This is a genomic window from Desulforudis sp. DRI-14 (assembly GCF_052618305.1).
In genome coordinates, this window is sequence record NZ_JBQXEZ010000005.1 from 120,117 (window position 1) to 139,278 (window position 19,162).

A 19,162-nucleotide genomic window follows, 5' to 3' on the forward strand; every position below is an offset into this window, starting at 1 on the left:
GTGGATATCAAGTTGATCAACATCGGGTTCGGGAATATCGTTTCCGCCAACAGGATTGTCGCCATCGTCAGCCCGGAGTCGGCCCCCATCAAGCGCATCATCACCGAAGCCCGGGACAGGGGGATGCTTATCGACGCCACTTACGGACGTCGCACCAGGGCCGTTATCATCACCGACTCCGACCACGTCATTCTTTCGGCGGTACAGCCTGAAACGGTGGCGCACCGCCTGGTGAGCAAGCTCGAACAGCCGCAGCAGAGCGAAGAGTAAGGGCGGAGGGTTTTTTCCGTTATGCAGGGTCTCCTGGTGATCATCTCGGGGCCGTCCGGAGCAGGCAAGGGGACGATTTGCAAGGAGCTTCGCAGGTTATCGCCCGACGCTCGTGTGTCGATCTCGGCGACGACCCGCCCGCCGCGGGCGGGCGAGGTCGAGGGTAAGGATTATTACTTCAAGTCCGAGGAAGAGTTTCAGGATATGCTGACCCGCGGCGAGATGCTGGAATGGGCCAGGGTCTATTCTTATTGTTACGGCACACCGCGCGCTCCCGTGGCGGCTTTGATGGCCGACGGCCACGACGTAATCCTCGAGATCGACGTCCAGGGCGGCCTGCAGGTTAAGCAGCAATTGCCGGATGCGGTGCTGGTGTTTATTGCCCCGCCTTCTTTTACGGAACTGGAACGGCGGCTGAAGGGGCGGGGTACTGAGACGCCCGGAGCCGTTGCTGAGCGCATGCGGTGGGCGCGCAGCGAAATGAAGCAAGTGAAGCAGTACGACTACGTAGTAGTTAATGATGATTTAACCGAAGCGGTGTCCAAAGTGTTATCAATAATCATTGCGGAGAAGTGTCGTGTTAAATACTACCGGTTCGTTGAGCCCTTTTGAAGGGGGGGCCTGGATAATGATTAATCATCCATCCCTGGATGAATTGATGAAGAAGGCCGACAGCCGTTATTCTCTCGTTGTCGCCGCCGCCAAAAGGGCGCGTATGCTAACTGAAAAGGAAAATGCAGGGATTCCCCTTGCTCCGGGGAAACCTGTCAGCATAGCCTTGCAGGAGATCGCGGAGGACAAAGTAAGGTTCAGGCCGCAGCCGAAGGCCTAAATGGGGGGGAATGGATGTGCTGGCGGGTAGACGGATAGTCCTTGGAGTCACAGGCGGGATCGCTGCTTACAAGGCGGCCGAGCTGGTAGGCCGGATGACCAAGGACGGAGCCGGCGTGCGCGTTATAATGACCCGTTCAGCACAGAAGTTCATCTCCCCGCTTACCTTGTCAACCCTTTCCGGTCATCCTGTAAGCACGGATCTTTTCGGGCCGGGCGGGGAGAGCGTGCCGCACATCGATCTTGCGCGCGAGGCCGACCTTCTTGTTCTCGCCCCGGCAACGGCCAATGTCATCGGGAAAATCGCGGCGGGGATCGCCGACGACCTGCTGACCACTGTCGTTCTGGCTTGCACGGCGCCCGTTCTGGTTTGCCCGGCAATGAACTGCCGAATGTTCCGGAATCCCATCGTGCAGATGAATATCGAAAAACTCAAGGGGCTCGGCTTTCATTTCGTGCCGCCCGAGTCAGGACGCCTGGCTTGCGGTGAAGAAGGGCCGGGCCGTTTGGCGTCTGTCGACAAGATCCTGGCCGCTGCCGGGGATTTGTTAAACGCCCGGCGCGATTTCGCCGGGTGCAGGGTGCTGGTGACCGCCGGCCCGACGCGCGAACCGCTGGACCCGGTCCGCTTCCTTTCCAACAGGAGCTCCGGGCGCATGGGTTACGCCGTGGCGGCGGCGGCTGCGGAGAGAGGGGCTGGCGTGGTCCTGGTATCCGGGCCCACTGCGCTTGCGCCTCCTGCGGGGGTGACCCTGGTGCAGGTGACCACGGCCCGCGAGATGCTCGAGGCCGTGCTGGGACATTTCCCGCAGTCGGACGTCGTTATCAAGGCGGCGGCGGTCGCCGATTACCGTCCCCGGGCGGAGAGCCTGCAGAAGATCAAGAAATCAGCCGGGGAACTCAGGCTGGAGCTGGAGAGAAATCCCGATATCCTCGCCGAGCTGGGCAGGCGCAAGGGCCGTCAGATCCTTGTCGGTTTCGCGGCCGAAACGGAAGCGGCGGAAGAGAACGCCATGCTGAAGGCCCGCGCCAAGGGCGCGGATTTCATCGTTGCGAATGACGTAACGGCGCTCGGTGCGGGTTTCGACGTAACGACGAACGTTGTTTCCCTGGTTTACCCGGACGGCCGGGTTGTAAGGCTGCCCCAAATGGACAAGAAGGCGGTTGCGCACCACATCCTTGATGCCGTGGCGGAACTGCGTCGGGGTGGTGCGGGACATGGCTAGCGGAACTTACGCGCAAGTGATCGTCGACCTCCCTGTCGCCAATGTCGACAAGGTCTATCATTACGGCGTACCCGAGCAGTTCCGTCAGCAAGTAACGACGGGCGCCCGGGTACTTGTGCCGTTCGGGCGTCGAAAGCTTACGGGGTACGTTGTGGGGATTTCGTCGGCGGCCGGGGTCGAGCAGGTTAAAGACATTTTAGCCGTGCTGGACGCACAGCCGGCCTTTACCCCCGAGCTTCTTGCCCTGGCGCGTTGGCTGGCGGAGCGTTATCTGTGCACGATAAGCGAAGCGATTGCTGCTGTCGCGGCCCCCACCCGCAAGGCCCAGCCCCGGTATCGCGGTGAGATTTATGCCGTCGAGCCGGAGTCCGGGGAGGGAGCCTTAAAGCTCCCTCCCAAGCAGGCGCTGGTGTGGGAAACGGCCCGGCGCCGGCCCGGGCTGACCAGGGCGCAACTGGCGAGCGCGGCCGGAGTGTCCCCCGGTGTCGTCAACAGCCTGATGCGTAAGGGCGCTTTACGCATGCGGTGCCGTGCCGAGCGGCGCGACCCTTATCCCGACACGTTTCCCGGAAACCCCGTTACGCTTTTTCCGGAACAGGAAGCGGCGTTTAAGGAAATCGACCGGGCTTTGGATAAGGGAGCCGGCGGGGTTTTCCTTCTGCACGGCGTTACAGGGAGCGGCAAGACGGAGGTCTATCTCAGGGCTATCGAAAGCTGCCTGGCCCGTGGAAAACAGGCGTTGGCGCTGATGCCCGAGATCGCCCTGACGGGTCAGATGGTGGCCAGGTTTAAGGGGCAGTTCGGGGAGAAGGTGGCCGTGCTGCACTCCCGCCTGGGGGCCGGAATGCGGCTGGATGAGTGGACGCGCGTCTTTAACGGCGAGGCGCCGGTGGTGCTGGGCACCCGTTCGGCGGTTTTCGCCCCGCTGCAGAAAATCGGGCTGATTGTCATTGACGAGGAGCACGAACCTTCATATAAGCAGGATGAAGACCCCAAGTACCACGCGCGTGAAGTGGCCCTGAAACGCTCGGCGGCGTACAACGCCGTGGTCGTGCTGGGGTCGGCCACGCCTTCTCTGCGGGTTTACGCCCAGGCCGTTAAAGGCGAAAACTGCCGGCTGATCAGGATGCGCAGGCGCGTTGACGCCCGGCCGATGCCTGTGGTCTCGGTGGTTGACATGCGCGCGGAACACCAGGCCGGGGTAAAGGGCGTCTTCAGCCGGGTGCTCGCGGGTAAGATAAATGAAAGACTGGCGCACGGGGAACAGGTGATCCTCTTCCTCAATCGCCGGGGTTTTGCGACGGTGGTGGTCTGCCGGGAGTGCGGCAACCTTCTGCAGTGCCCGCACTGCGCCATCGGCCTGACCTATCACCGGGACGGCCTTTTGCGCTGTCACTATTGCGGTTACCGCCTACGGATGCCCGAAAAGTGTCCCGAGTGCCGGGGTGACGGCCTGAGCAGGTTCGGGACGGGCACACAGAAGGTCGAGGACGAGGCTGCCAAAAGATTTCCCGGTGCAAGGATCCTCCGGCTCGACAGCGACGCCGTAACCCGTAAGGGTTCCCACGACTGGATTCTCGATACCTTTAAAAACAGGGAGGCGGAAATCCTGGTCGGGACGCAGATGCTGGCTAAAGGGCTGGACCTGCCGGGTGTGACGCTGGTGGGGGTGGTTAACGCGGATACGACGCTGTTCCTCCCCGATTTCCGCGCGGCCGAGCGAACCTTCCAACTGCTGGAACAGGTTTCGGGCCGGGCGGGGCGGGGAAGCGTCCCCGGCGAGGTCGTCTTTCAAACCTACAGCCCCGAGCATTACAGCATCCAAGCTGCGGCACGGCACGCCTATGAGGAGTTCTTCGCCCGGGAGATGACGCTGAGGAGGAAGCTGTTGTACCCTCCCTTCAGTTCCCTGGCCCGGGTTTTGTTCCGCGGCCGGAGCGAGGAGAAGGTAAGGGCGGCGGCAGAACATTTTGCGCGCTGCCTCCGTGAGCCGGGCGTGGAAATTCTCGGACCGGCCGCCGCGCCGGTGATGCGGGTCAAAGATGCCTACCGCTGGCACGTGATCCTGAAGGCGGGCTCCAGGACCGAACTGGTTCAGGTCCTGCGCCGGGCGCAAGCCGCGTATGCCGCGAAGCCGGTGCGCGGGGTCGCCGTCGGCATTGACATCGACCCCCAGGCGACGATGTAAGAATCGGCACTAAGCACTAAGTGATAAGGAGCAGCACATCGTTTACATCCAGGGTAGTTTGTATCCTAAACTACAATTTCTCGACCCTGGTAACCAACGATAACGGTTACAGCAGGTCTGGGTTATCCCCGCCGCTCCGTGCTCCGCTTCGACCGTTCTATGAGGCCGTTGAAAAGCTTCGCCTGACTTTGAGAAGTGTGAGGCGAGAGGTCAGAGGTGAGTATCAATGAAGGAATTCACCAAGCGAATTCCAACCCTGTGTTCCCACTTCTGACTTCCCACGACCCACATCTCAAAGGCCTTTCGCGCCATGCTCGCTTTTGAACGCCTTTCGGGTGATTGCCTAAGCTCGGTTCAGAGCGTGGCGGGCCTCCTGCGGATTGTTTGCGGGCGCAGCTTTCCAAAGGTTGCCCAAGTACGCGCCGAGGCCTTGACGCAGCGAACGTTGGGAGTATAAATCAAAAATGCGCAGTGAGCCGAGGGAAAGCGTCGGCCGCTGTTTGAGCGCAGCGAGTTCGGCCGGCGCCCGAGGCGAACGAGCATCTTCCTCTGTCACAGACAAGTTCGCTGCGGCCAAGGCCGAGGAAAAGCGTACGGCCGACGCTGCGACGGCGGAAGCGCCCGCGAACGTCCTCGTCGGCAGCCACGCTGGCTTCACCTTCGCTAAGAACGGTGCCCGAAGCTTTCAGCAAAGTCGCTTGCGGGGATAAACCCAGACCCGAACAGCAAGGGCTATTATCGAGCTAATGCAACATGTTAACGATGTTATTGATAAAAACTGTTAACGATGTCCTGCTACCTAACACTTAATGCTTAACGTACAAACCTACGGATTGTAGTAGAGACAGTGGGAGAAGTCTCAACAGTTTCGGTGGAGGTAGAAAGAGTGGCGGTTCACAAGATTGTGGAGCATCCCGACCCTATTCTGAAAGAAAAGGCGGTAGCTGTAAAAGAGATCACTCCCCAGATTCTGCGCCTGATCAGGAACATGTTCGACACCATGTACGCCGCCAAGGGGATCGGGTTGGCCGCGCCGCAGATCGGCGTATCCAAACGCGTCATCGTTGTCGACGTTGAAAACAGCCCGATGGCGCTAATTAATCCCGAGATAACCTTTTTTGCCGGGCGGGAAAGCGGTACGGAGGGATGTCTCAGCATCCCGGGGTACTGGGGTGAGGTGGAGCGCGCCAGGACGGTGGAGGTTAAAGCTCTGAACCCTGACGGCGAACAGGTTGTCGTTAAGGCCGAGGGATACATGGCGCGCGCCCTGCAGCACGAGATCGACCATCTTGACGGAATTTTGTTTATCGACCGGGCCACCAAAATCGGCCTCGAGAAGAAATAACATGCGCGTCGTATTTATGGGCACGCCCGAATTTGCCGTCGTTTCCCTGCGCACCCTGGTGGAAGCCGGGGTGGAAGTCGTCCAGGTGGTGACACAGCCTGACCGTCCCAAAGGGCGCGGCAAAAAGCTCCACCCGCCGCCGGTTAAAGAGTACGCTGTTGCCAAAGGACTGCCCGTTCTTCAGCCGCAGTCGATCAAGGACCCCGCGTTCAGGGAACTGCTGGCGGAGCTGCGGCCCCACGTCATCGCCGTGGTGGCCTACGGCAAGATCCTGCCGAAGGAGATCCTGGACACCCCCCCACTGGGATGCATCAACGTGCACGCCTCGCTCCTGCCGAGTTACAGGGGTGCCGCCCCTATTCACTGGGCGGTCATTAACGGCGAAACGGAAACCGGCGTGACCACCATCTTCATGGACGAGGGGATGGATACGGGCGATATGATCCTACAGGCCCGCATCAAGATAGAACCGGAGGACACCGCGGGGAGCGTGCACGACCGCCTGGCCGTCCTAGGAGGCGAACTGCTGCTCAAGACCTTGCGCTGCCTGGCAGAAGGCACGGCCTTCCGCGTCCCCCAGGACCACAGCCGGGCGACTTACGCGCCGCTTTTGACCAGGGAGGACGAGGTTGTGGACTGGCGAAAAACGGCACGCCGGATCGTCAACCATATCCGGGGAATGAACCCCTGGCCCGGCGCTCGGACTACCTACCGGGGCCAGGTCTTAAAACTGTGGCGGGCTGAGGTTGCGGACGGCGGGGAGCGGGCGGCCGAACCGGGAACGATTCTCACCGCCGACCCGTCCCGGGGGATCATCGTGCAAGCCGGGGAGGGGCGCGTGCGCCTCTGCGAGCTGCAGCCCGCTGGGCGCAAACCTATGGATGCCGACGCCTTCTTGCGGGGGTATCGTCTTGACGTGGAAACCAATCTTGGCGAATAAGGAGCTTTCCGAGTTGCCCAAAAGGGAAGGAATAATGCCGAAAACGGCCAGAGATTCGGCTTTGCACGTGCTGCGAGCGGTCGAGGCCGAGGGCGCGTACGCCAACCTAGCGATGAACAAAATCCTGGGTGAACACCGGTTATCTAAACTTGATCGTGCCTTTGCCACCGAACTGGGCTATGGCTCGATTCGAACCTTGAATACGTTGGACTGGATTCTGAGCGGCTTCCTTAAAAAGCCTCTTTCTGAGCAGACCGTCTGGACCAGGAACATCCTCCGGCTGGCCGTGTACCAGATCTTTTACATGGACAAGGTTCCCGCCGCGGCGGCCTGCAACGAGGCGGTCGAGCAAGCCAAAAGATTCGGCTCCGCAGGAGAGGCCAAGTTCGTTAACGGTGTTCTGCGCAACATCATCCGCAGCCGCGAACGCATAAAATTTCCATCCCTGGCTGAAGACCCTGTGGACCATATCGCCTTGAAATACTCCCACCCTATCTGGCTGGTTGAACGCTGGCTTAAAGAGTTCGGGCTGGAAGATACGATTGCTTTGTGCCGCGCTGACAACGCAGCCCCGCCCAACACGGTCCGTGTTAACACCCTGCGCGTTGATTTGCCTACGCTGGTGGAAAAGCTCCGGGACGAGGGGGTCAGCTGCGTTAAAACAAGGTATGCGCCGGAGGGGTTGGAGATTAAAGGGTTCCCGACCCTTAACGATTTGACGTCCTTCCGGGAAGGTCTGTTCGTGGTGCAGGACGAGAGTTCAATGCTTGTCGGGCATGCTGTCGGGCCGTCTCCAGGGATGAGGGTCATTGACGTCTGCAGCGCACCCGGCGGCAAGACCACACACCTGGCTCAATTGATGCGGGACCAGGGAACGATTATCGCATCAGATATCTACCCGCACAAGTTAAGGCTGGTTATCGAGAACTGCCAGCGCCTCGGGATTAAATGCGTGCAGCCGGAGGTCCGCGACGCCCGGGAGCTGTCGGCGTCGTACGCAGAGTGGGCGGACTGTGTGCTGGTGGACGCTCCCTGTTCCGGTCTCGGCGTTCTACGGCGCAGGCCTGACGCGCGGTGGCGTAAGGAGCCCGAACAGATACCCGGCCTTATAAACTTGCAGGAGGCCATCCTGGCCGAGGCCGCGCGCTGCGTATGCCTCGGAGGCGTACTGGTATATAGTACCTGTTCGATCACCGACGAGGAAAACCTAGGCCAGGTGCAGAAATTCTTAGCGGGTCATCCCCATTTCCGGCTTGAGGACCTTAACGGGTTGCTCCCGGCTGAACTGGCGGACCGGGAAGCGCTGGCCCGGGGTTACGTACAGCTTTTGCCGCACCTGCACGGCACCGACGGCTTTTTCATCGCCCGCATGCGGAGGCACGACCGGGGTTGACTGCAGACCTGAAGAGCCTGACCCTTGAGCAGATAGAAGAACTGGTCACCGGCTGGAACTGGCCGAAGTACCGTGCCCGCCAGCTTGCGGCTTGGATCTTTCAGAAAGACGCCGGCAGTTTTGCGGACATGAGCGATTTCCCGCTCGACTTCCGCCGACAACTGGCGGCGGGCTGCAGGATCACCCGGCTCGACATGCTGGCGCGCGAGGCGTCTTTCGACGGATCGACAGTCAAGTTTCTTTGGGGCCTGGAAGACGGTCACGCCGTAGAGAGCGTCCTCCTCCGTCACGAGTACGGATACTCGGCGTGTGTCTCCACCCAGGTCGGGTGCCGGATGAGCTGTCTTTTCTGTGCCTCGACCCTGGGCGGCCTGGTGCGCAACCTGACGGCCGGGGAGATTTACGATCAGGTTCTGGCCCTGCAGCGCGCCGAGGGTGTACGCGTCGGCCGTATCGTTATCATGGGGACGGGCGAGCCCCTGGACAATTACGACGCGACCATGGGATTCATCGCCAACGTTACGGCTCCGTATGGTTTAAATATAGGGCAGCGGCGGATTACGCTTTCAACGTGCGGGTTGGTACCCGGGATAAGGCGACTGGCCTCCCGGCGCTTACAACTGACGCTGGCGGTTTCGCTGCACGCGCCGAACAACGCGCTCCGCGACCGCTTGGTTCCGATCAACCGCCGGTACCCTCTTGAGGAATTAATACCCGCGTGCCGTGATTACGCCGTTCAGACCGGCCGGCGGGTGACCTTTGAATACGCGCTGATCAAGGATCTGAATGATGCTCCGGAGCATGCCGTTGTACTGACCGAGCTTTTGCGCGGCGTGCACTGCCATATCAACCTCATACCTGTGAACACGGTTTTGGAGAGAGGATTCAACCCTCCCGACAGGCGTACCGTCTTGTCCTTCCAAAGCACGCTGGAAAGCAAGGGCTTTCCGGTGACGGTACGCAAGGAGATGGGTGCCGAGATCGGGGCTGCCTGCGGGCAGCTCAGGCGCCGTTACGAGGGGAAAGGACGAGAGCGATGATGCGTTGGGGTGCCGTGAGCGAGACCGGAATGGTGCGCCTCAATAACGAAGACAGCCTGTGTATCAACCCGGCCCTCAAACTTTTCGCCGTTGCCGACGGCATGGGAGGCCACGTGGCCGGCGAGGTGGCCAGCCGGTTGGCTCTCGAAGTCCTTGAAGCATCGCTGGAACAGTTTATCACGGGCGGCCGGGACGTTCCCGAGGCGCTGAGCGCCGCCGTGCGCGAGGCCAACCGCGCAATATATGAGCGGGCTGTGCAGGACCCCCAGTTCAAGGGCATGGGCACGACGCTCTCGGCTTGTGTCGCCCAGGGCAGCAGGCTTGTGGTGGCGCACGTGGGCGATTCCCGCATCTATCTTGTCCGCGGGCAGGACATTAAACAGCTAACCGAGGACCATTCGCTGGTCCGCGAGCTTGCCAAGCAAGGCAAGATCACCGAAGACGAGTCCAACAGCCATCCCTATCGCAACGTCCTGACCAGGGCCCTGGGGACCGGGACTGATCTTGCTGTCGACTCACAGGTTCACCTCCTTCAGGAGGGAGACAGGCTGGTTCTTTGCACCGACGGGCTGACCAACCTGGTCTCCGACGAAGAAATCCTTGCCCGGGCGGGCGAAGGGGAAGACCCCGCCCGGATGGCCGGGGCCTTGGCTGAACTGGCCTTGTCGCGGGGCGGAACCGACAACGTGACAGTAATAGTCGTGGTGATTGACGCATGATCGGGCAGACGCTGGGTAACCGCTACAGAATCGAAGAAAAGCTCGGCGAAGGCGGGATGGCGGTGGTTTACAAGGCCTACGACCAGCTCCTGCAGCGCCCTGTTACCGTCAAGATCCTTCGCCCCGAGTTCAGCGCCGACGAGGAATTCGTGGCGCGTTTCAGCCGGGAGGCGCAATCGGTGGCCAGCCTTTCCCATCCCAACATCGTCAACGTCTATGATGTCGGGCGGGAAGGGGAGGTCCATTACCTCGTCATGGAGTTCGTCGACGGGGAGAATTTAAAGACCCTGATCAGGCGCGAAGCGCCTTTCGCGCCGCAAAGAGCCGTCCAGATCGCCGTACAGATCTGCTACGCCCTGGAGCACGCCCACCAGCACAAGATCGTCCATCGGGACGTCAAGCCGCACAATATCCTGATCACCAGGGACGGGCAGGCCAAGCTCGCCGATTTCGGCATCGCCAGGGAGACGACGGGCTCGACCCTGACGAGTACGAAAAGCATGGTCGGCTCCGTGCACTACATATCGCCCGAACAGGCTCACGGCGACACGGCGGACGCCCGGTCGGACATTTATTCTCTCGGCGTCGTCCTGTACGAGATGCTTGCAGGCAGCGTCCCGTTCTCGGGTTCCAATCCCGTGACCGTAGCCCTGAGGCATATTCAAGATCCGCCGCCGCCTTTGCACCAGCGCAACGGTATGGTTCCCAAGGAGTTGGAAAGAGTAGTTCTAAAGTCCCTGGCCAAAAAACCGGGAGACCGCTATCAATCGGCATGGGAAATGGCGTTGGACTTGGAGGCCGCGCTTCCCGAAGGAGCGGAACTTGATGACTCCCAGACCAGGGTTTTTCGTCCCGTGAAACACAGGCGTTCCTTGCCGGCGGTGGCGTGGATAGGCCTCGCCCTGATCGTCCTGGCCGTTGTCGGCGGTTCCTACTGGGCCATCAGGTCCTACCTCTATGTTCCCGAGGTCGAGGTCCCCGACGTCGTCGGCCTGACCGTGGAGGATGCCAAGCGGGAACTGGAGCTGCGCGGGCTGCGGGCCGACATTTCCGAGGTTTATCATAACGAGGTCGAGCAAGGCAAGGTTATCTCCCAGGACATCCCCCCGCATACGAAGGTTAAACAACGGCGCACCGTCTTTTTGACGGTGAGCAAGGGACCGGAGTTGGTCCGGGTTCCCGACGTGGTCAACCGCCCGGCGGGGGATGCCCAGCTTATTCTGGAGAACGCCGGTTTCAAGATCGGGGGTCAGGAAGAGATCTACGATGAGTTACTGCCGCGGGGAACGGTGGTCCGCCAGGAGCCTCCGGCGAACACCGAGAGCCCCCGCGGTTCTGCCGTTAAGCTTTACATCAGCAAGGGGGCCACGCCGGTGTACCTGCAGGTCCCGGACTTGATCGGGCTTACGCTCGACGCCGCCCGGCAGCAGGCCCAGGATGCTGGGTTCGACATCGACGGTAACGCGGCGAGGGCCCCCAGCAACGAATGGCCCGAGGGCGTGGTTGTCGCGCAGGATCCCCCCCCTTCCACCCAGGCCGAAGAGGGGAAGGTTATCCGGGTGACCGTCAGCACGGGGCCGGGACCGAAGGCCCGGACAGCCATGGTTTACGTACGTATCCCCAACGATGGACAACAGCACCAGCTTCAGATAATGCTCCACGACGCTTACGGAGAGCAGGAAGTGTATACCGGAACCCACGATTCCGGCGAACGCGTGGCCAAGCGGGTCAAGTATTACGGCCGGGCGGCCGTGCGGACATACTTGGACGGCAAGCCGTTCAACGAGGAGACCCTGGAATGACTTTGTTATTCGGGGCCATTTCAGGCAATAGGGCTAAACTGATGCTCAAAGGTGTGGTGGTGAAAGCCTACGGCGGTTACTACTACGTTCACGGCGAGGGACAGGACCTCGAGTGCACCTTGCGGGGGAAGTTCAAGGGACGCGATCAGGTGCTGGTGGGGGACCAGGTGCTGGTCGAAGCCCTTGCGGGCGGGAAAGGCGTCGTCGCCGGGATCCTGCCGCGCCGGTCGGTGCTGCCGCGGCCAAGAATCGCCAACGTGGATCTCGTGGCTATAGTTGCGGCTTTTCGCGAGCCGGAACCCGTCCTCAACCTGGTCGACCGGATGCTGATCCAGGCTGAAGCAGCGCACCTGGGGGCGCTCATCGTTTTAAACAAACACGACCTGGTTCTTGACGAGCCGAGGCCGGAATGGTTGGAGGCCTACCGCGCGGCCGGCTACCGGGCGGTGGTCACCAGCACTGTCACCGGGGAGGGCGTCCCGGAGTTGGAAAACATCCTTAAAGACCGCGTTTCCGTATTCGCCGGCCCCTCTGGGGTGGGGAAAAGCAGCCTGATCAACCTGCTCGTGCCGGGCGCCCGGCTGCCCACCGGGGACATCAGCCGGAAACTCCGCCGGGGACGTCACACCACCCGCCACGCGGAGCTGCTGCGCTTGCAGTCGGGCGGCCTGGTAGCCGACGCGCCTGGTTTTTCCAGCCTGGCGCTGCCGGAAGTGCCCCCTGAAGAGCTGGCTTCCTTGTTTCCCGAGATGCGCGATTTGATCGGTCGGTGCCGGTTTAACAGCTGCCTGCATTACCGGGAGCCGGGCTGCGCCGTCAAGAGCGCCGTTACCGAGGGGAAGGTGGCGGATTTTCGATATCGGCATTACCAGGGGTTCCTGGAGGAGATCATCAGCCGGGGAAGGAGATAACAGCTTGGTTAAAATCGCTCCGTCCATTCTTTCCGCCGACTTCGCCCGCCTGGGCGAGGACGTGCTCGCCGTAGAGGCCGGGGGGGCCGATTACCTGCACATAGACGTCATGGACGGCCATTTTGTTTCTAACATCACGATCGGACCCGTGGTTGTAGCCGCTATACGTCCCCTCAGCAAGCTGATCTTTGACGTGCACCTGATGATTGAACAGCCCGAAAGGTATATCCTTGCCTTCGCAGAGGCCGGGGCCGATATCATCACCGTGCATGCCGAAACGAGCGTGCACCTCGACCGCCTGCTGCGCTTGATCAGGCAGCAGGGGGTGAAGGCCGGGGTGGCCCTGAACCCGTCAACCCCTCTCAGCGCGATCGAATACGTGCTTTCCCTGGTCGACCAGGTTTTACTGATGACCGTAAACCCGGGTTTCGGGGGACAGTCGTTCATTCCGGAGGTGCTCCCCAAGGTCGAGCGGTTGAAGAGAATGCTGACTGAGAGGGACCTAGCCGTGGACATCGAGGTTGACGGGGGCATTACACCGGAGACCGCGCCTTTGGTCGTGTCGGCAGGCGCCGGGGTCCTTGTCGCGGGGTCGTCCGTATACCGCAACCCGGGTGGAGTGCGGGAAGCGATTCGCCGCCTCAGGGAGTCATGTAGCAAGTGATTTATTTAACAAAAGACATTGACCAGTTGCACCGATGACTTGTATACTTAAGGGGCAAGGGCATATGGCTTCTATTTTACGGGGCAGAAAAATTAGGAGGATTTCCGGGTGAAGGCACTTAGAATCCCTGAAGCGACCATACAACGGCTGTCGATTTATTCCCGCTTTCTGGAAAGGCTCGAAAAGAAGGGCGTTATCACCGTTTCGTCGGGAGACATCGCTAAGGGGGTTGGCGTCAGCCCGGCCCAGGTGCGCAAGGACCTCGCCTACTTCGGGGAGTTCGGCACGCGCGGTGTCGGTTATAACGTTAAAGACCTGATTCATTATATTCTCAAGATTCTGGGGCTTACCAAGCCCTGGCCCGTGGTCCTGGTGGGGGCGGGCAACCTTGGTACGGCGCTTTGCACCTACCGCGGCTTCCTGGACAGGGGCTTTAATATCGTAGGCGTTTTCGACAACGACCTGCTCAAAATCGGCAAGCGTATCCAGGATTTGGACGTGCTGCCCCTGGAGCGCATTCCCGAAGTCGTTAAGGAACACGACGTCAAGATCGGTATCATCGCCGTTCCCCTGGGAGCGGTTCAGGATATCGCTCACGAATTGGTCAAGGCTGGTATTAAAGCCCTGCTGACCTTCGGTCCCGTGGTGCTCGACCTGCCCAACGACGTTATCGTCCGTAACGTGGACTTGGCCGTTAAACTCGAGATCTTGACTTTCAATTTGACATTCCGTGAACTGCACACTACTTTATAAAGCACTGCAAATAGCATTAAGCATTGAGTACTGAGCACCGGGCACTGAGATATACAGGAAGGGGATTCGGTTTACCGAATCCCTTCTTTAGTTATCCCAACACCCAACGCTATTAGGCGGGCTTCGCCCGCGCACTCGGCACTCGGCGCTCGGATTAGATTAGAAATAAAGACTATCTCCTTATCCGCGAATGCTGAACAAATGTGAGGTCAGACCCTCACATTTGCTGGCGAATGCTGAATGCCTATAAGGGAGGTTTCCTGCTTGATCTATATCGGGGTCGTCGGCGGCAACACATACTCGCGCCGGGAGGATGCGTGGGCCGAGGAAACGGGTCGGGAACTGGCCCGCCGCGGGATTGTCGTCCTCTGCGGGGGACGGGGCGGCGTTATGGAAGCTGTTGCCAGGGGGGTGCGCAGCCAGGGGGGCCTGGTCGTGGGGATTCTTCCCGGGACGACCAGGGAGGAGGGTAACCCTTATCTGTCTTTGGCCCTGGCGACCGGCTTAGGCAACGCGCGGAACGCCGTTATCGCCTGCGCCGCCGATGGTTTGATCGCCATCGGTGGAGAGTACGGAACCCTTTCGGAGATTGCGCTCGGCCTCAAATTCGGCCGTCCGGTGGCCTCCCTGGGGGATTGTGCAGGCATCTCGAGCGGGGACCTGAAAGGAGTGTTTGCTGCGAGCAACCCGCTGGAAGCGATAGAGTACGTCCTTCAGAGATTGAAAACGTAACGTGAGACGCAAGGATGAGCTGTCAGCCGTTGCCTGTTTGGTTTTACGAATTGCCGGCGTCGAGCCGGCAATAAAAATGGTTTGGCATTCCCGAGCGGAATGCCTTCGAGCCCGACTACTTACTACTTACTACCGAATTGGCGGGTTTTAAACCCGCTAATTCGTTCTGTTGACAGGCTTTTCAAGCCCATGCTATAGTAAGTGCGAAGGCGTAGCGGACGGAACAAGCCCCCTTGTGTAGCTTATTATGCGTAGGGAAGGAGGGGAAATACTCGAGCAAAATTATCAGTTAACTGGTTATTCGAAGACTTGAAGGGGGGTCTTGAGGTTTAGCATGAGAAAACTTAGCAGAAGGGATTTTCTCAAGTCTCTGGGGATAGGTACCGCAGGGCTATCGCTGTTTGAGGGGACCAGCGTAGCCGAAGCTGGTATCAGCATACCTGCGCACATCCCGATGCGTGAATTCAGGCTGAAGTACGCCAAGGAAACGGCGACGATCTGTCCTTTCTGTGGAGGCGGTTGCGGCGCCATTGTCCACACGCAGGACGACAAGATTATCTTCAGCGAGGGCGACCCTGACCATCCGGTCAACCGCGGCGGCATGTGCTGTAAGGGTGGTTCGATCTCGACCCTGACGTTTGTTGTTGACAAAGACGGCAATCGTGTACCCAACCCGCGACGGATGACCAAGGTCCTCTACCGCGCTCCCGGCGCTGAGGACTGGGAAGAGAAGGATTGGAACTGGGCCATCAGCGAGATCGCGAAGCGCGTTAAGAAGACCCGCGACGAGAACTGGGAAGAGAAACAGAAGGTCAAGTTCAAGGACAAGGACGGCAACGAGACAGAGGTAGAAGTACCCGTCAACCGGACTCAGGCCATCGCCCACCTTGGCAGCGCTTCCCTCGACAACGAGGAGAACTACCTGCTCCACAAAATGCACCGCGCTCTTGGCGTGATCAACATCGATCACCACGCTCGCCTCTGACACTCGACCACTGTGGCCGGTCTGGCCAACAGCTTCGGCAGAGGCGTAATGACAAACCACTGGGTCGACTACAAGAACTCGGACGTCTTCATGATTATTGGCGCTAATCCGGCGGAGAACCACCCGATCGCCTTCAAGTGGATTCTCGATGCCCGTGAGAACAGGGGCGCCAAGATTATTTGTGTCGACCCGCGGTTCTCCAAGAGTGCCGCGTTGTCGGACATGTACCTGCGGATCCGGCCCGGTACGGACATACCTTTCTTGCTCGGCATGATGAACTATGCCATCCAGAACAACCTCTACTTCCATGACTACGTGGTCAACTACACCAACGCTTCCTACCTCATCGATCCGGAGTTCAAACTGCCAGGGGATAACGACGGCCTCTTCTCCGGCTTTGTGCCCAAGGAAGGCGATAAGGCTGCGAAATATGAAGCCAAAACCTGGCAGTACCAGAAGGACGCGGACGACAAGACCAAAACCGATCCGACCCTGCAGGATCCCAACTGCGTATGGCAGCTTCTCAAGAAGCACCTGGCCCGTTACGACGTGGACACGGTTTGCAAGGTTACCGGCGTAAACAAGGAGGCCTACGTCGAGGCCTGCAAGCTGTATTGCTCCACCGGCGTGCCGAACAAGGTCGGCAACATCATTTACGCTATGGGCGTAACCCAGCACACCCACGGTGGGCAGAACGTGCGCTGCGTAGCGATGCTGCAGCTTCTGCTGGGCAACATCGGTATGGCCGGCGGCGGCGTCAACGCCCAGCGCGGCGAGTCCAACGTGCAGGGCTCGACCGATATGGCCATGCTGTTCCATCTTATTCCGGGCTATAACCCTGTTCCTAATGCCACTCTGCATAAGGACTGGGCGATGTACAAGGAGAAGGAAACGCCCAAGGCGGGTTACTGGTCAAACCGGCCGAAGTTCGTGGCCAGCATGCTCAAGGCCTTCTACGGCGAGCACGCCACGCCGGAGAACGACTTCTGCTTCGACTGGCTGCCCAAGGTGGACGGCAGGGATCATTCGCACATGGCTATTTTCGAGGAGATGGAGATCGGCCGGATCAAAGGCTTCTTCGCCTGGGGCCAGAACCCTGCGGTCGGCGGCCCGGGCGCTATCGCCGCCAAGAAGGCGATGGAGCGGTTGGAGTGGATGGTTGCCGTAGACATGGTGGAGACCGAGACGGCTGCATTCTGGAAGCGGCCGGGCGCCGATCCCAAGAGCATTAAGACTGAGGTCTTCTTCCTGCCGGCCTGCGGGCCCTATGAAAAGGAAGGCACGGTTACCAACAGCGGCCGCTGGGCGCAGTACCGCTGGAAGGCCATTGAGCCGCTGGGCGACTCCAAGAGCGACCTGTGGATCGCCAACAAGCTGTTCCTGGCCGTTAAGGCGCTGTATGCCAAGGAAGGTGGCAAGTTCCCGGATCCGATCCTGAAGATGAAGTGGGATTACGGTCACGGCGAGGAACCTGAACTCGACAAGGTTATGCTTGAGATCAACGGTTACACCGTGGCCGACGGCCAAGCGATAGCCAGTTTCGCCGCTCTCCAGGAGGATGGAAGCACGGCCTGCGGTTGTTGGATTTACGGCGGCTACTTCGCGACCGACAAGGATTTAAAGGTACCGAACTGCAAACGCCGTGACAACACCGACAAGTCAGGCCTAGGCCTCTATCCCAAGTGGGCCTTCTCCTGGCCGGTCAACCGGCGTATCGTCTACAACCGGGCTTCCTGCGACCCAGCCGGCAATCCTTGGGATCCGTCCCGCACCCTGGTCAAGTGGGATGCCGCGGCGAGCAAGTGGATCACCAACGACGTGCCCGACTTTGCCGCCGTTGATGCCAAGACCAAGGAGCCCAACCCGCCTGAAAAGAGCGCCAAGACCCCGTTCATTATGAACGCCGAGGGTGTTGGAAAGCTGTTCGCCAACGGGATGAAGGAAGGCCCGTTCCCCGAACACTACGAGCCAATCGAGACGCCGATTCAGAACCCGCTGAGCAAGCAGCAGAACAACCCGCTGGCCACCAAGCGCCGCGGCGGGTTCTCCTTCCTAGCGCCGGTCGGAAGCCCCGACTTTCCGTACATCGCTACCACGCACCGTGTTGTGGAACACTACCAGAGCGGCGCCCTGACCCGCAACACGCCGTACCTGGCGGAGCTGATGCCCGAGATGTTCGCCATGATTTCGCCTGTCCTGGCTCAAAAACTGGGGATCAATCCTGGTGATGCCGTGGTTGTTTCCTCGGCCCGCGGGAAATTTACTTGTAAGGCGTGCGTCTCGCCGGTTATGCAGCCCGTAAATGTTAACGGGGCCAGCTATGAGATCATCGGCCTGCCGTGGCACTGGGGCTACCAGACGGATGCCCCCGGCGCGTCGGCCAACGACCTTACCCCGTGCGTGGGCGACCCGAACACCAACATTCCGGAGTACAAGGCCTGGCTCTGCAATATCCGCAAAGCTTAGCCGGTAAGACTCGCCGGAACCTAACTAGCGGAGGTGAATTTAGTGGCCGGATACACTCACCTAAACGAAGACAGGAAGGGTGTGCTGGTTGACATTACCAAGTGCATAGGCTGCCGCAGTTGCCAGGTGGCGTGCAAGAACTGGAACAACCTCCCGGCGGAGAAGACCAGCTTTACCAACGACTGGACTAATCCGCCCAAGACCTCTGCCACCACCTGGACACGTGTTGCCTTCAGGCTCATCGAGGAAAACAACGGGGGCATCAAGTGGCGGTTTGTAAAAAACCAGTGCTTCCACTGCGAAGAACCTGCTTGTGAATCGGCCTGCTTCGTGCACGCTTTCATAAAGCTGGCTGACGGCCCGGTCGTTTACAAGCCCAATATCTGCGTCGGCTGCCGTTACTGCATGCTGGCCTGCCCGTTCGGAGTTCCCTCCTACGAGTGGGATAAGGCCTTCCCCGAGGTTAAGAAGTGTACCTTCTGTGCCGACCGGCAGAAGGAGGGACTGGGTCCGGCATGTGTCTCGACCTGCCCGACCGGTGCCCTCAAGTTTGGTGTCCGTAAGGAACTGCTGGAAGAGGCCAAGCAGCGCATCGCGGCGAGCCCCGGCAAATACCAGCCTACGGTGTACGGCGAAAAGGAATACGGCGGCACCTCCTGGCTGTACATCTCGGACGTGCCGTTCGAGCAGATGGGCTTCAAGACCAACGTTTCCGAGCGGAGCATCCCGTCGTACACCTGGAGCGTCCTCAAGTGGACCCCGTACATCGCGGTTGGCTGGACTGCAGCCCTGACGGCGCTGTACCTGTATACCAAACGCCGTGCCGAGGTTGAGGAGGACCACTAGGTCCTTCGAGACTACAGGTGATAGGAGGTACGAAAGTGAGTAAATTCGACA

19 protein-coding genes are annotated in these 19,162 nt (G+C 60.0%); all 19 read left to right on the forward strand.

From position 1 onward, the window contains the following. The 19 genes from remA (at position 1) to ACUM6F_RS05520 (ending at position 19,111) form a co-directional block, all read left to right on the forward strand. Positions 1-270 (forward strand): extracellular matrix/biofilm regulator RemA, encoded by a 270-nt coding sequence (gene remA / locus ACUM6F_RS05435; RefSeq protein ID WP_425621308.1) that lies wholly within the window; start codon positions 1-3, stop codon positions 268-270. Between the two features lie 21 nt (positions 271-291). Beyond that, positions 292-882 carry a guanylate kinase gene (gene gmk, locus ACUM6F_RS05440; protein ID WP_445348619.1) on the forward strand — a complete coding sequence of 197 codons (591 nt, stop codon included), beginning with the start codon at positions 292-294 and terminating at the stop codon, positions 880-882. 16 nt (positions 883-898) lie between these two features. After that, the gene (gene rpoZ, locus ACUM6F_RS05445; RefSeq protein WP_445348620.1) at positions 899-1,102 is read left to right on the forward strand and encodes a DNA-directed RNA polymerase subunit omega; all 204 of its coding nucleotides are present in this window, start codon (positions 899-901) and stop codon (positions 1,100-1,102) included. A 16-nt stretch (positions 1,103-1,118) separates the two neighbouring features. After that, positions 1,119-2,327 (forward strand): bifunctional phosphopantothenoylcysteine decarboxylase/phosphopantothenate--cysteine ligase CoaBC, encoded by a 1,209-nt coding sequence (coaBC, locus tag ACUM6F_RS05450; protein WP_479684212.1) that lies wholly within the window; start codon positions 1,119-1,121, stop codon positions 2,325-2,327. After that, complete coding sequence (gene priA / locus ACUM6F_RS05455; protein WP_445348622.1) at positions 2,320-4,515, forward strand: replication restart helicase PriA; 2,196 nt, start codon at positions 2,320-2,322, stop codon at positions 4,513-4,515. Before coaBC ends, priA begins: the two co-directional genes overlap by 8 nt. Before the next feature lie 464 nt (positions 4,516-4,979). Continuing rightward, on the forward strand, positions 4,980-5,225 hold the full coding sequence (locus ACUM6F_RS05460) for a hypothetical protein (protein WP_425621367.1): 246 nt from the start codon (positions 4,980-4,982) through the stop codon (positions 5,223-5,225). Between the two features lie 176 nt (positions 5,226-5,401). Further along, positions 5,402-5,860, forward strand: coding sequence for a peptide deformylase (gene def / locus ACUM6F_RS05465; RefSeq protein ID WP_425621314.1), 459 nt, complete (start codon positions 5,402-5,404; stop codon positions 5,858-5,860). A gap of 1 nt (position 5,861) precedes the next feature. Further along, the gene (gene fmt, locus ACUM6F_RS05470; RefSeq protein ID WP_425621315.1) at positions 5,862-6,800 is read left to right on the forward strand and encodes a methionyl-tRNA formyltransferase; all 939 of its coding nucleotides are present in this window, start codon (positions 5,862-5,864) and stop codon (positions 6,798-6,800) included. Then, positions 6,742-8,193, forward strand: coding sequence for a 16S rRNA (cytosine(967)-C(5))-methyltransferase RsmB (gene rsmB / locus ACUM6F_RS05475; RefSeq protein WP_445348623.1), 1,452 nt, complete (start codon positions 6,742-6,744; stop codon positions 8,191-8,193). The genes fmt and rsmB overlap by 59 nt, the downstream gene beginning before the upstream one ends. Beyond that, positions 8,190-9,233 (forward strand): dual-specificity RNA methyltransferase RlmN, encoded by a 1,044-nt coding sequence (rlmN, locus tag ACUM6F_RS05480; RefSeq protein WP_445348624.1) that lies wholly within the window; start codon positions 8,190-8,192, stop codon positions 9,231-9,233. The genes rsmB and rlmN overlap by 4 nt, the downstream gene beginning before the upstream one ends. Then, on the forward strand, positions 9,230-9,952 hold the full coding sequence (locus ACUM6F_RS05485) for a Stp1/IreP family PP2C-type Ser/Thr phosphatase (protein ID WP_445348625.1): 723 nt from the start codon (positions 9,230-9,232) through the stop codon (positions 9,950-9,952). The genes rlmN and ACUM6F_RS05485 overlap by 4 nt, the downstream gene beginning before the upstream one ends. Further along, positions 9,949-11,754: a protein kinase domain-containing protein gene (locus ACUM6F_RS05490; RefSeq protein WP_445348626.1), complete on the forward strand. Its 1,806-nt coding sequence runs from the start codon at positions 9,949-9,951 to the stop codon at positions 11,752-11,754. Before ACUM6F_RS05485 ends, ACUM6F_RS05490 begins: the two co-directional genes overlap by 4 nt. Further along, positions 11,751-12,665, forward strand: a complete 915-nt coding sequence (gene rsgA, locus ACUM6F_RS05495) for a ribosome small subunit-dependent GTPase A (RefSeq protein ID WP_445348627.1) — start codon at positions 11,751-11,753, stop codon at positions 12,663-12,665. The genes ACUM6F_RS05490 and rsgA overlap by 4 nt, the downstream gene beginning before the upstream one ends. Positions 12,666-12,669: 4 nt before the next feature. Then, positions 12,670-13,329, forward strand: coding sequence for a ribulose-phosphate 3-epimerase (gene rpe / locus ACUM6F_RS05500; RefSeq protein ID WP_445348628.1), 660 nt, complete (start codon positions 12,670-12,672; stop codon positions 13,327-13,329). 108 nt (positions 13,330-13,437) lie between these two features. Then, on the forward strand, positions 13,438-14,082 hold the full coding sequence (locus tag ACUM6F_RS05505; protein ID WP_425621321.1) for a redox-sensing transcriptional repressor Rex: 645 nt from the start codon (positions 13,438-13,440) through the stop codon (positions 14,080-14,082). A gap of 264 nt (positions 14,083-14,346) precedes the next feature. Further along, positions 14,347-14,814 carry a TIGR00725 family protein gene (locus tag ACUM6F_RS05510; protein ID WP_445348629.1) on the forward strand — a complete coding sequence of 156 codons (468 nt, stop codon included), beginning with the start codon at positions 14,347-14,349 and terminating at the stop codon, positions 14,812-14,814. 334 nt (positions 14,815-15,148) lie between these two features. Continuing rightward, a complete protein-coding gene (locus ACUM6F_RS12675; RefSeq protein ID WP_479684213.1) occupies positions 15,149-15,799 on the forward strand; it encodes a twin-arginine translocation signal domain-containing protein in 651 nt (216 codons plus the stop codon). Positions 15,800-15,811: 12 nt separating this feature from the next. Beyond that, positions 15,812-18,265 (forward strand): formate dehydrogenase-N subunit alpha, encoded by a 2,454-nt coding sequence (gene fdnG, locus ACUM6F_RS05515; protein WP_479684214.1) that lies wholly within the window; start codon positions 15,812-15,814, stop codon positions 18,263-18,265. Between the two features lie 42 nt (positions 18,266-18,307). Beyond that, the gene (locus tag ACUM6F_RS05520; RefSeq protein WP_445348631.1) at positions 18,308-19,111 is read left to right on the forward strand and encodes a 4Fe-4S dicluster domain-containing protein; all 804 of its coding nucleotides are present in this window, start codon (positions 18,308-18,310) and stop codon (positions 19,109-19,111) included. Positions 19,112-19,162 lie beyond the last annotated feature (51 nt).